The organism is Mycobacterium shunyiense (genome assembly GCF_058270075.1).
This window is the reverse complement of record NZ_JBZDPU010000016.1, coordinates 210,918-223,549: the sequence shown is the minus strand read 5'-3', so window position 1 is coordinate 223,549 and position 12,632 is coordinate 210,918. Positions and strand designations below refer to the sequence as shown.

Annotated in this window: 8 protein-coding genes; 6 read left to right on the top strand and 2 right to left on the bottom strand. The window is 65.8% G+C overall.

Features of this window, described 5'->3' with window-relative positions:
• Nucleotides 1-253: 253 nt before the first annotated feature.
• The 4 genes from AC4ELH_RS21035 to car all read left to right on the top strand — a co-directional run bounded on the left by AC4ELH_RS21035 (nucleotide 254) and on the right by car (nucleotide 6,623).
• The gene (locus AC4ELH_RS21035; RefSeq protein ID WP_498886386.1) at nucleotides 254-2,323 is read left to right on the top strand and encodes a PatA/PatG family cyanobactin maturation protease; all 2,070 of its coding nucleotides are present in this window, start codon (nucleotides 254-256) and stop codon (nucleotides 2,321-2,323) included.
• 281 nt (nucleotides 2,324-2,604) lie between these two features.
• Nucleotides 2,605-2,769 (top strand): hypothetical protein, encoded by a 165-nt coding sequence (locus AC4ELH_RS21030; RefSeq protein ID WP_498886384.1) that lies wholly within the window; start codon nucleotides 2,605-2,607, stop codon nucleotides 2,767-2,769.
• An 81-nt stretch (nucleotides 2,770-2,850) separates the two neighbouring features.
• On the top strand, nucleotides 2,851-3,237 hold the full coding sequence (locus tag AC4ELH_RS21025; RefSeq protein WP_498886382.1) for a hypothetical protein: 387 nt from the start codon (nucleotides 2,851-2,853) through the stop codon (nucleotides 3,235-3,237).
• On the top strand, nucleotides 3,189-6,623 hold the full coding sequence (car, locus tag AC4ELH_RS21020; RefSeq protein ID WP_498886380.1) for a carboxylic acid reductase: 3,435 nt from the start codon (nucleotides 3,189-3,191) through the stop codon (nucleotides 6,621-6,623). The genes AC4ELH_RS21025 and car overlap by 49 nt, the downstream gene beginning before the upstream one ends.
• A gap of 20 nt (nucleotides 6,624-6,643) precedes the next feature.
• On the opposite strand, the gene AC4ELH_RS21015 is transcribed toward car, so the two are convergent.
• Complete coding sequence (locus AC4ELH_RS21015) at nucleotides 6,644-8,062, bottom strand: aminotransferase class III-fold pyridoxal phosphate-dependent enzyme (protein ID WP_498886378.1); 1,419 nt, start codon at nucleotides 8,060-8,062, stop codon at nucleotides 6,644-6,646.
• Between the two features lie 9 nt (nucleotides 8,063-8,071).
• Nucleotides 8,072-9,298: a hemopexin repeat-containing protein gene (locus AC4ELH_RS21010; protein ID WP_498886377.1), complete on the bottom strand. Its 1,227-nt coding sequence runs from the start codon at nucleotides 9,296-9,298 to the stop codon at nucleotides 8,072-8,074.
• Between the two features lie 263 nt (nucleotides 9,299-9,561).
• Between AC4ELH_RS21010 and AC4ELH_RS21005 the strand changes: the two genes are divergently transcribed.
• Both AC4ELH_RS21005 and AC4ELH_RS21000 read left to right on the top strand, forming a co-directional pair.
• The gene (locus AC4ELH_RS21005) at nucleotides 9,562-11,424 is read left to right on the top strand and encodes a peroxidase family protein (protein ID WP_498886376.1); all 1,863 of its coding nucleotides are present in this window, start codon (nucleotides 9,562-9,564) and stop codon (nucleotides 11,422-11,424) included.
• A 20-nt stretch (nucleotides 11,425-11,444) separates the two neighbouring features.
• Complete coding sequence (locus AC4ELH_RS21000) at nucleotides 11,445-12,560, top strand: catalase family protein (RefSeq protein ID WP_064960026.1); 1,116 nt, start codon at nucleotides 11,445-11,447, stop codon at nucleotides 12,558-12,560.
• Nucleotides 12,561-12,632: the final 72 nt, after the last annotated feature.

The following is a 12,632-nucleotide window of genomic DNA, read 5'->3' as shown; positions in this document are numbered from 1 at the left end:
CCTACAGTGGGCCACGACCCACCAACCCCAAGTCGCATAGCGACTGGACCACCAAACGGGTCCCCCTCATTGATGCCATGTCTTTCGTGTTACTGCCGCGCCGTCGGCAATGTCAATGCCGACGATGGGAAATCGACCGAAAGATATAGGCCGAGTTCGCCGCTCGGTACATCCGCCACCCCCACAGGGGGCACGGGCAAGATCCATCCGAAGGCCAATTGTGGGACGCCCTGCTGCCGCGCACGATTGCGCTATGAACCAGGTGCAGGCTACCGAGCCACCGCAGACCGTGCGGGCGGCCGACACCGACTACATCCTCGGTGAGCTGAAGTCACTGCGGGACAGCATAATTCCCGACCCCGAGGTGTGCATCGCGATTCTGGACGGGCCGGTCGATCTTGCCCACCCGTGCTTTGCCGACGCCCGGATCACCCGTACGGATTCGCTCGTCCTCGACGAGGCCGGCCCCGGCGCGATGTCGGGCCACGGCACCCACGTGGCCAGCATCATTTTCGGGCAACCGGCCACCGGAGCACTGGGCCTGGCCGCCGGATGTCGCGGCGTGGTGGTCCCGATCTTCACCGACACCAGTGGACACCTCTCACAACTCGACCTCGCCCGGGCCATCGAACGCGCCATGATGAGCGGGGCAGATGTGATCAATATCAGCGGTGGCGAACTCGTCGAGCTCGGAGAAGCGGATCCCCTGCTCGCCCGCACCGTCGAGGCGTGCGAGCGCAACGGCGTGCTCATCGTTGCCGCAGCCGGCAATGACGGGTGTGATTGCCTGCACGTTCCTGCCGCTCTGCCCAACGTGCTGGCCGTCGGCGCACTGGGACGAAACGGAGTTGCGTTGCCGTCGAGCAACTTTGGTGACCGGTATGCACGGGGCGGCGTGCTGGCGCCGGGCGAGGCGATTCCCGGCGCCATACCGGGCGGCACGATCGCCGAACTCACCGGTTCAAGTTTCGCCACCCCGATCGTGAGCGCCCTGGCCGCGCTGCTCCTCTCCGCTCAGCGGCGGCGAGACGGCAGCACCGACGTTGCCGAGGTGCGACGGGCAGTGATCGCCAGCGCGCTGGCCTGTGCCCGAGATTCAGACCCCCGCTGCCTGGCGGGAATTCTCAACGTTCACGGCGCACACGCGCTGATCACACAAGGAGACAAAGTGACCGACATGGCAACCACACCGATCCCCCACGTCGCGAGTTCAGGAATCGACGCGACACCAACCGATTCCGGGCTGATGAATCCCGGGCCGCCGCCGATACCACCCGATGCCGTTCCGGTCCCGACCGGAGTCGCGCCGTCGTGCGGTGGAGCCCCTTGCTCATGCGGATCCACGGCATCCCAGGAGGCCACGACCGCATCGGCCGCGCACGAGGCGCCCACCCCGCCGCAGTCAGCCCACCCGATACCGGTGTCAAACGTGTTCGCACTGGGCAATATCGGGTTCGACTTCGGTACCGAAGCCCGTCGCGACGGTTTCCGCCAACTCATGCCGATGGCAGAGAGCTCCGACGAGACACCGATCGTGACCGAACCAAACCCGTACGACGCGGTCCAGCTCGCCAACTACCTCGACAAGCACCCGTGGGAATCGACCAAGCTCATCTGGACGATGAACCTGAACCTCACCCCGATCTATGCGATCGAGGCCGAGGTCACCTACCACGAAGCCGTCTACGAGATGCTGCGCTATGCGTTGCGTTGTCAGGTGCTCCCGGCCGAGGACGACGACTTCGTCTCTCGGGTATCGCTTCCCGGTGTCCTCACCAACCGCACGGTGACAACGTTCGCCGGGCAACGCCTTCCGGTGATCGTCGTGCAGCGCCGAGGGCTGTACACCTGGAACGAGAACAACCTCGTCAAGGCGGTGCTGGGTGCGATCGACTTCGACAAGCTGACCAACCAGCTCGGCATCGACCGGTCCAAGGCCGAGTCCCGCACCGAACTCAAACTGCGGCAGATGCTCGACAAGGTGTACTACGAGCTTCGCAATCTCGGCTCGTCGTCGGCGGATCGCGCGATCAATTACACCGCCACCAACGCCTTCATCTTCTCGGACGTGATGGCCAAGGGACTGTTGGCCGGCGAGTTGGTCGACGGCGATGTCACCAGCCTGTACTCCCTAGAGAGCATCAGTGCGGTCAAGAGTCCGTTCGGTCGGCTCGACTGCGATTGCTGGGACGTCAAGATCACGTTCTTCTCGCCGGAGAACGAACGACGGGCCCGGGTGGTCTATCAGGCCACCGTCGACGTCAGCGACCCGTGGCCGGTGCAGCTGGCTCCCATCCATCAGTACCTGATATCAGGAGGTTAGCAAACATGAACAACACTACTCGTCGTACCGCTTCGGCCGCATTGCCCCCGCAGAGGCCCGGCATCGCGCGTCTGGACGACGATGCCCGCGGCGGCATCGGAACAGGCTCCGTAGGGGCCTCGGTCAGCTGCGGAGACCTTCCTGGACTGGCTCGTTCGATGTGCTACGCATCGAAAGGGATCAAGTACTGAACGCGTTCACCCCCGAAAGGAGCGAATCGAGAATCAATCAGCAGATCAGGTTTTCAGTCAGATCAACACACAACAAACAAGGAGAAATCCATGAGTACATCAAATGAAATGCTGCCGCCCCAGGCTTCGCCGATCGATCGCACGCCGGCAGGGGCCGCAGCGTTCACCAACCAGGCGGGCGTCGGAGCCTCATTCGACTTCCCGTGGGAGCAAGTCGCCACCACCGGAATCGGAATCCTGGGCGGCCTGCTCTGAACCTGTTGCGGCGCATCGGCTGACGCGATGTCACCGATGCGCCGCACTCCCGTTTACCACCTCTGACAGACGGAGTCACCCATGTCCGAATCCCCCAGCATCCGAGCGTTCTCGCTTCGCATGCAGCAGGCACCGATCGTCCGGGACAGACCCACCGCGTTGATCACACCGACCACCGAGCAGCTGCCGCCCCGGGTGATCCGGTACGTTCAGCGACCGCCGGGGCGGCCCTTCCTCCCGGTGCAGGGAGCGGTGGACCGGCGAAACCTGCACGAGTTGCGGATGACACCGGGCCCGGACCAGAAATTCGACGATGACGGTGTCACGAAGATCGCCCGGTTCTCACGGTTCGGGTTGTTCGGCCCCGATCCGGCCGACCCTGCGCCTTTCGTCCTGTCGGCGCCGTTCGGCGTTGCGATATGCCCGACCCTCGCACCGTACGCGGCCGCGCGCTGCGCACGGGCCTGACGGCGGAATTGGCCGGGCGCGCTGCGGAACTGTACGCCGCCGACCGGCAGTTCCGCAGTTGCGTTCCGCTTCCCGAGGTGTCCGCCGCAGTCCGTGAGGACGGTCTCGGACTGGCCGGCATCATCGCGGCGGTCATGACCGGCTATGCAGACCGGCCGGCACTCGGCCGGTGCGCGGGGTCCGCGCCGCACACGATCAGCTACCGGGAGCTCTGGCAGCGGATCAACGCGATCGCCACGGATTGGCTTGCCCACCAAACATTCCCGATCTCATCAGGCGAGTTCGTCTGCACATTGGGGTTCGCGAGCGCCGACTACATCACCGTGGACCTGGCCTGCGCCCTGACCGGTGCCGTGACGGTCCCGGTCCAGTACGGTGCGCAAACCGGGCAGCTGACCAGAGTGCTGGCGGAAACCCGGGCGTCGGCCCTCGCCGTCAGCTCGGATCAACTGCCTACTGCGGTCGAAGCCGCACTCAGCGCTCCGGGACTGCGCCGCCTCATCGTCTTCGACCATCGAGCCGACATCGACGATTTTGGTGACACTTTCGAGCAGGCCCAACTGCGGTTGACGAAGTCCCGGCACCCGATTCTGTTCGAAACACTCGACGAGGTCATCCGGCGCGGCCTCCGACGGCCACCCGCAGCATCGCCACGCCCACCACTACCGCCTGCCGACCCGGACCGGCTCGTCGGCCTGTCCTACACGTCGGGCAGCACCGGGACCCCCAAGGCCGCGATGTACACCGAACGCATGGTCGCCGGAACCTGGCGCAATTCCGTTGCCATACCGGTGATTTCCTACAACTACATGCCGATGAGTCACTACGGCGGGAAGGCGCTGGTGCTCACCACGCTGGTTAGTGGCGGCACGGCCTATTTCGCTGCCGCACCGGACATGTCGAGTTTGTTCGACGACATCGCCGCGGTGCGTCCCACGGTGCTTCCACTGATCCCCCGGGTGTGCGAGATGATCTACAGCAGGTACCAGAGCGAATGCAGCCAGCGTTCGGCGCCGACTTCGGACCCTGCAACCGTACGCGCGCAGGTGATGACCCACCTGCGCGAGAACGTGCTCGGCGGGCGCATACTCCTGGCGGCGTCCGGAAGCGCACCGCTGTCGGCGGAGCTCACCACGTTCATCGAAACGTGCCTGGGTATCCACCTCGCAATCGGTTACGGCACTACCGAAACCGGCAATGTGCTCAACGACGGCCGGGTGGTTCGTCCCCCGGTGATCGACTACAAGCTGGTCGACATTCCCGAGCTGGGGTACTTCGGCACCGACCGGCCGTATCCCCGCGGCGAACTACTCGTGAAATCCGAGGTCCTCACCCCCGGGTACTACCACCGTCCGGACGCCACGGACACGGCCTTCGACGACGAGGGCTACTACCGTACGGGTGACGTCATGGCCGAGATCGGGCCAGATCACCTGGCATTCGTGGATCGCCGCAGCAACGTGGTCAAGCTGTCCCAAGGCGAGTTCGTCGCGCTCTCCCACCTGGAGTCGGTGTTCGTCACCAGTCCGTACATCCGGCAGATCTTCGTGTACGGCAGCAGTCGTCGCGCGTTCGTCCTGGCAGTGGTCGTGCCTGAGACGCCACCGGGTCTCCCCGCCGCCACCAGGGCGACCATCCTCGAATCGCTGCGGACGATTGCCCGCGACAACGCTCTGCGCCCCTATGAGGTGCCCCGCGACATCCTGATCGATCCCCGGCCGTTCAGCGTCGACAACGGACTGCTCACCGCCACCGCCAAGCCGGCCCGACCGGCGCTGAACATTCACTACCGTGAGCAGCTCGAACAGACCTACGCCGACATCGCCGATCGCCAGGCGGTCGAACTCGCCACACTTCGGCAGGGCGCCGCCGACAGGCCGGTGCTGGAGACCGTGCGCCTGGCCGCCGCTGCCACCCTGGGGATCACCACCATCGGTGCCGACACGGTCCTGAGTGACATCGGCATCGATTCCCTGACCGCACTGACATTGGCAACGCTGCTGACCGAGATCTTCGGTGCCCGGGTGCCTGCCACCGCCGTCATCGATCCCACCCGCAACCTGAGCGGGATCGCCTCGCTGATCGAAGCACAGCGTCGCGCCATCCCCCGCCGGGCCTGCTCGGGTGTTCACGGCCAGTGCACCGACCGCGTGTACGCCCGCGATCTGACCCTGGACCGGTTCATCGAGGCGCGCACGATCGACCGGGACCGGCCCGTGGCCCCGAACCCCGGCCCGCCCCGGACGGTCCTGCTGACGGGCGCCAACGGCTTTCTCGGACAACTACTCTGCGCAGAGTGGCTACGCCGGCTGGCACCCATCTGTGGCACGGTGATCTGCCTGGTCCGGGGCGCCGACAACGCCGATGCCCACCGCCGGTTGAAAGCCGCGTTCGGCCCGCCCGCGGAATCCCGGCTGGAGGTCCTCGCGGGCGATCTCACCGACGAGCACCTCGGACTGGATGGTGCCACGTGGTCGCGGCTGGCAGCCACGGTCGACCTGATCGGGCATTCGGGCGCCCTGGTCAATCACCTGTTGCCCTACCCGGAACTGTTCGGTCCCAACGTCGTTGGTACCGCGGGCCTGATCCGCCTGGCGATCACCGGCAAATCGAAGCGATTCGCCTTCGTGTCCACCGCGGCGGCAGGCACCACCGATGACGGCCGGCCGCTTCCCGAGGACGCCGATGTCCGGGTCGGTTGCCCGGCCCGCACCCGCAACACAGCACCCGCGAACGGTTATGTGATCAGCAAGTGGGCCGCAGAGGTACTGCTGCGCCGGGCCCACGACGCCCACGGGCTGTCTGTGACGGTGTTTCGCCCGGGAATGATCCTGGCGCACAGCCGATTCACTGATCACCTCAATGTGGGCGACGTGTTCACCCGGCTGGTGTTGAGCCTTGCCGCGACCGGGATCGCGCCGCCCTCGTTCTACCGGCAGCCGGCCAACCGCCCGCATTACGACGGCCTGCCGGTCGACTTCGTCGCCGCAGCCATCGTGGAAATGGCAGCCGGGCCAGGACCCTTCGGCGGATTCGCGACCTACAACGTGGTCAACGACCACGACGATGCCATCTCGCTCGACGAGATCGTGGACTGGCTGGTCGAGGCCGGGCATCCGATCACTCGGCTCCAATCCCACCGGGAGTGGGCAGCCCGGTTCGAGACGGCCATGCGCGCGCTACCGGTGCGGCAACGTCGGCACTGCCTGCTCCCGCTCATGGCTGCGTTCGCCGAGCCCGCCGAAGCCGTTGCGGGATCGGCCTTTCCCACACAGCGATTCCGCGAGAGCCTCCGGTCGAGTGGCGCGCCGCGCCCGGTCCCCCATCTGACACCGGATCTCATCCACGGCTATCTCACCGCACTGCGTCACCGCGGCCTGCTGTGAGCAACAGGGGGCTCGCCGGTTCAAAACAGCCCGTCGCGCCGTAGACCCTCGACGGATTGCGTGATCGCCCCGCAAACCGCATCCATCACCTCGGTGTCGTGCGCGGCGGTGAACAGCGGGTACAGGAACTCGGGAAGGTGCACCCCGGCCGCGCGCAGATAGTACGTCCACATGTATTCGGCGACCGCATGGCGCTGTGGGTGCACCAGGTCGACGAACTCCTCGGTCCCCATGGTGCCGAACAGTGGACGGACGAGCGTCTCGTAACGCCGGATCACAATCGGAAGGCCTGTTTCATCGCGGAGGCGCTGCAGGTGCCCGGCGAATCGATCGGCCGCTGCCCGGGTGGTCGCGTACACGGCATCGCCGTGGTCTCGCAGATAGGCGAGCTGGGCCAGGCCTGCCGTGCAGGACAGGACGTTGCCGCAGAAGGTTCCGAGAACCCGGGTCCGGGTCTGCATGTCGCGAAGGTGTTCCCCTGTGGTGACACCCATCTCGATGATGTCGGCGCGCCCCACGGTGGCTCCGATGGGCAGGCCGCCGCCGATGATCTTGCCAAAACTCGCCAGGTCGGGTGTGGGGCCGACGTCGAGCGCGCTTCCGAACCGGAACCGGAAGCCGCTCAGCACCTCATCGAACACGAGCAGGACACCGTTTCGTGATGTCACCTCACGCAACCCGGACAGGAATTCGCGGTCCAACTGCGGCCAGCCGGAGCGGATCGGCTCGACGATCACACAGGCGAGTTCGGCGGCGCGCGCCTCGATCACCGCGAATGCACTGCGGTCATAGGGCAGCACGATCGTCGACGATGCCACCGACGGTGGGACGCCGGGCATCGACGGCGTCACCGTCCCGTCGGGCAACCGTGCGGCCAGAACGTCGGTGTGGTGGCCGTGATAGCACTGGTCGAACATCGCGATCAGCGGGCGCCGGGTGTAGGCACGGGCCAGCCTGAGCGCGTGCATCGTCGCTTCGGTGCCGGAACTGCTGAAGAATCCGCCGTCGGCCCATCCGACGGCGGCCAGCAGCAGACTCATCAGGGCGGTCTCCGTCTCGTGTCCCGCCGCAAACGACAGGCCGTCGCCGAGGGCGCACCGCAGCGCGTCGGTCACGACCGGGGCCGCATGGCCGAGGATGTTGGCCCCACGCCCGTTGTCGAGGTCGATGAACTCGTTGCCGTCGAGGTCGGCCACGTGCGCGCCGCGCGCCCATGCCACGATCATCGGCAGGACCCGGGGGATACCGTCGACGTAGTGGTTGTGAACACCGGTGCGCGCGCGGCGGGCCACGGCACCAATGGTTTTCGGTTGCCGACGGGTGAGTTCGCCGATACATTCGAGTTCGCTCAATCGCCGGTTCAGCCCGGCCGGATCGAGCATGAGCGTCCGGGTGGTGAAGGGCACCTGCGGGTTCACGGTGCCCGTCGTCGGGTTCATCCGGCACCGCTAGTCCGGTCGGCCGACCCCGTCGGCCCACAACCCCGGCCAGTTGCCGGCCACTTGCTTCGGATAGCCGTTGTCCACCCGCGAGGTTGCGATGTCGTAGCGGATGTACTGCGATCCCTTGAAGAAATAGGCCTTGCTGTTGGGCCACACCACTACCGCGTCGAAGCCATCCGGCCACACCCCCGGCCAACTCGCCGAGATGTCCATCGGATAGCCGGGATCCACCTTGTCGGTCGGCAGATCGAAGCGGATGTATCGACTGCCCTTGAAGAAATAGGTCTTGCCGTTCGTCCACAGGACGTCCGCGTCGATGCCATCGGCGAAGTCGGCCGGGAACCCGGTCCAGAATCCGGCGATCGGCAGCGGATAGCCGGGGTCGGTCTTGCCTTTCGCGTCGTCGAACCGCGCGTACTGCGACCCGTTGAAGAAGTACAACTTGCCGTTGGGCCACACCGAGCTCGGGGAAACCGGGCCCGGGTACAGGCTGGCCGCGAACTGGGCGTCCAGGTTGTCGATGTCGGTTCCGCCCGGCACGGCGATCCCATCGGTCATGATCGACCGGGGCAGGTCGTAGCACATGATCGAGTTCTCGTCGGTCTCGTTGGTCGCGGTCAACGCCGAGACGTCGAACGGAGTCAGTACCTGCTCGATCACCTCCTCACGCGACCACCCCTGGGTCGCCATGAACAGGGTGATGGCCTTCTCGCGGTCGATGCGGTCGACGATCGCCTTGCGCCGGTGCTCATGTGGGAAGCCGAGGGTGTGGCCCGTCTCGTGCCGCACCACCCGGTGGAACTCCGACTCGGGCGTGTTCATCGTGAAGCCCTCGAGGTTCATGGTCTGCTCGTTCGCCGCGGCAAGCAGGATGTCGGTACCGAGGTACGACCAGTAGCCGTCGTCGGCAACGCGCGCGATCCGCACCTGAGGGTCCACGGCGGACGCCACGAACCTGACGTTGGCCCAGGCTCCCCACGCATTCATATGGGCCAGAATTCGGCGCTGCAAGTCGGCCGGCGGGGAGTCGAGAAAACCGACCGTGAGGCGGACACCACCGGCGCTCCAGCGCTTGTTGGTCATGACCGCCAGATGCTCCCGCGACGGTAGGTCGTCCGCGGACAGCCCGGTGATGTTGGGCGCGTTCGCCGGATTGACCTCGACGGCCGCCTCCGCGGAGGCGACCACTTTCTCGGCCGGCAACCCCTTGATCGTGCACGGTATGAATGTCATCGTCGTCCCTCCTTCGGTTCCGGACGTGATCGGTGTGCCAACGCCGAACCTAGGACGGACCAGCGCGCGACCACACGAGTGGAGCGCTACCTGTGTTCGGGGCCTCTCGAACCGGGACGCACCCCGTGACCTGCCGGTGACTGCGCGCGGGCCGCCTCGTGCGCCGCACGGGTTCGAGTAGCCGACTACTCATGTCATTTCTGCTTCCGTGAACAACAATCGAGGCCGACAGGCTCGATATTTCAGCCGGAGGGAAACGACGGATGGTGACCACGGCGAGACAGACATCAGCGTTCGTCGCCGCTGTCTGGTCCCGGTCGCGATCGCTGACGGCCACCCTCGCGGCCCGGGTCGCCCAGTACATCGATCAGACGGTGGGCTGGCCCCGCCTACCCAAGGCGATCGGGCTGGCCGTCCTGATCGGACTGCGCCATCAGCTGCGAACGTCGAATCTGTATGCCGCCGAACCGGGCCCGATCCCGCCGGGCAGTCCCGCCGAGGCCGGCAACTATCTGGGCGCCCGCACTCGCGACGGGTCCTACAACGACCTCAAAGACCCGGGCATGGGCTCCGTAGGTTGCCGGTTCGGCCGCAACGTCCCGCCCGAACACTCCTATCCGGAATCCGACCAGCGGCTGCTCGACCCCAATCCCCGGCTGATCAGCCGCACCCTGCTGACCCGCGACAGTTTTCAGCCCGCGACCACGCTGAACCTGCTGGCCGCCGCGTGGATTCAGTTCGAGGTGCACGACTGGTTCGCCCACGGCTCGGTCGCCACTCGACCCTGGGTGGTGCCGCTACGCGACGACGACCCATGGCCACAGCGGCCGATGCGCGTCGAACGCACACCGCCGGACCCTCATCCCGGTCCGGCCGGCCCGCCCGCCTTCGTCACCCAGGAGTCGCACTGGTGGGACGCCTCCCAGATCTACGGGACCACACCGGCATTCGCCGGCGCCCTGCGTGCACCCGACGGCGGCAAACTTCGCATCGACGAGTCCGGCCTGCCGCCCGTCGAGGTCGAGGCCACCGCCGATCTCACCGGCACCGCGGGGAACTTCTGGGTGGGCCTGGCCCTGCTCCACTCGCTGTTCATGCGTGAGCACAACGCCATCTGCGACCACCTGGCGCAGAAGTACCCGTACCTCACCGGCCAACAGCTCTACGACAAGGCGCGGCTCGTCAATTCCGCATTGATGGCGAAGATCCACACCGTGGACTGGACGCCTGCCATCATCGCGCACCCGACAACGGTGACGGCCATGCGGGTCAACTGGTTCGGACTGCTGGGCGAGAAGCTGGGCCCCCGGTTCAGGCGAAGCTTCGGGCGCGTCAGCAGCAGTCCCCTGCTGCACGGCATCCCCGGCTCGCCCACCACCCATCACGGGGTGCCGTACTCGTTGACCGAGGAATTCGTGGCGGTGTATCGGATGCACCCGTTGATCCCCGACGAGTTCACGTTCCGCGCGCTGGCCGACGACCATGTCACCGGCCGGCACGAGCTACCCGAGCTGTCGGTGCTCAATGTGCGTGCCCGACTGACCGAAACCCCGATGTCCGACCTCTTCTATTCCTTCGGCCGAGCACATCCGGGCGCACTGTCGCTGCACAACTTCCCCAGGCATCTGCAGCACATGCACCGGGTGGACGGCACCCTGATCGACCTTGCCACGATCGATCTGATCCGCTGCCGGGAACGAGGCGTGCCGCGGTACAACGAGTTCCGGAAGCTGTTCCGACTCAAGCCGGTGACCACGTTCGAGGAGCTGACCGGTGACACCGCGCTGGCGGCCGAACTACGCGAGATCTACGACGACGACGTGGACCTCGTGGACCTGGTGATCGGCCTGTACGCCGAGCCCAAGCCACCCGGATTCGGCTTCAGCGACACCGCATTTCGGGTCTTCATCCTGATGGCCACCCGCCGGCTGGAAAGCGACCGCTTCTTCACCACCGACTTCCGTGACGAGACCTACACCGTCGCCGGCATGAAGTGGGTGCGGGACAACAACATGCGCTCGGTGTTGTTGCGCCACTTTCCCGAACTTGCCCCCGCCCTGGCCGGTGTGGCCAACCCGTTCGCTCCCTGGACCTGTGTCTCACCCATCAGAAAGGCGTCCGCATGACCTCATCGACGACCCCAGCCATGACCGCCGCCGACGTACGTCGGATCGTCGAAAGCCTGAGCCCGGTTCCCTACCGCGAGAATCTCGAGCAGCCCAGGGCGGACGAGGCCGAGGACATCGAGAAGATCATCGGGTCTTTGCACAAGAACAACGAGCGGGCCTACAAGAAGTTCAAGCACGGGCTTCGTGACGCACATGCCAAGAGCCACGCCATCCTGCGCGGCGAACTCATCGTCAACCCGGATCTGCCGGACATGCTCGCCCAGGGCATGTTCGCCGAAGCACGCAGCTACCCGGTGATCGCCCGTATCTCGACCACCTCCGGGGTGCTGCGCAGCGACCGCAACCGCGGGGTGCGCGGACTCGGTATCAAGGCCATCGGGGTGCAAGGCGAGCGCGCCATGAAAGACCCGCAGGACGAATCGAATGTCACGCAGGACTTCGTGCTCGTCACCCACGAAGAATTCCTGTTCGCCGATGCGCACGCCTACCGCAAACTGGGGATGCTGAGCGCGACCCTGCTCGCCCGGTTGTCCGACGGCGCGCTGTGGGCAGGCAGCGAACTGCTCAGCGCGCTCAAGAAGATCGGCCTGCCGATACCGCCGAATCTGGCGGTGTTCATCGCCCCGAACCGTCCCATCCTGGGCGAGACGTTCTACTCCTCCGCCCCGATCCGGTACGGCGACTACGTGGCACGTTTCAAGTACGAGCCGACCTCACCGGAGGTGAAAGCGCTTGCCGACCAGACCCTTCCGCGCAATCCAGGACAGGACGAGCACCGCGATCTGATCATGGCGTTCTTCGAAAAGCACCCCGCCGAGTACACGTTCAGCGTGCAACTGTGTCTGGACGAGAAACAGATGCCGATCGAGGACGCCACGAAACCCTGGAAATCCCCATATCTTCCGGTGGCCAAGGTGGTGTTTCCCCAGCAGAACCCGTACAGCGCGCTGCGCCGCGCCTACGGCGACGACGTGCTCTCGTTCAACTCGTGGCGCGGCCTTGAGGCACATCGCCCACTGGGATCCATCAATCGGCTGAAGCGCAAGGTATATGAGGCATCGAGCGACTTCCGGCACAAGATGAATCGCATCGACCGGCACGAGCCCTTCGACATCGCCGAACTGCCGGACTGACCCCCAGCGAACGGGAAATACTTGCAATGGGAAGAACATTCGCCCCTACGACCGACATCCGAAGCCCCGTCG

Excerpts from the sequence above, each read along its gene's own strand:
- AC4ELH_RS21005 (WP_498886376.1), top strand. The coding sequence starts at position 9,562 with ATGGTGACCACGGCGAGACAGACATCAGCGTTCGTCGCCGCTGTCTGG.
- AC4ELH_RS21025 (WP_498886382.1), top strand. The coding sequence starts at position 2,851 with ATGTCCGAATCCCCCAGCATCCGAGCGTTCTCGCTTCGCATGCAGCAG.
- car (WP_498886380.1), top strand. The coding sequence starts at position 3,189 with ATGCCCGACCCTCGCACCGTACGCGGCCGCGCGCTGCGCACGGGCCTG.
- AC4ELH_RS21010 (WP_498886377.1), bottom strand. The coding sequence starts at position 9,298 with ATGACATTCATACCGTGCACGATCAAGGGGTTGCCGGCCGAGAAAGTG.
- AC4ELH_RS21035 (WP_498886386.1), top strand. The coding sequence starts at position 254 with ATGAACCAGGTGCAGGCTACCGAGCCACCGCAGACCGTGCGGGCGGCC.
- AC4ELH_RS21000 (WP_064960026.1), top strand. The coding sequence starts at position 11,445 with ATGACCGCCGCCGACGTACGTCGGATCGTCGAAAGCCTGAGCCCGGTT.
- AC4ELH_RS21030 (WP_498886384.1), top strand. The coding sequence starts at position 2,605 with ATGAGTACATCAAATGAAATGCTGCCGCCCCAGGCTTCGCCGATCGAT.
- AC4ELH_RS21015 (WP_498886378.1), bottom strand. The coding sequence starts at position 8,062 with ATGAACCCGACGACGGGCACCGTGAACCCGCAGGTGCCCTTCACCACC.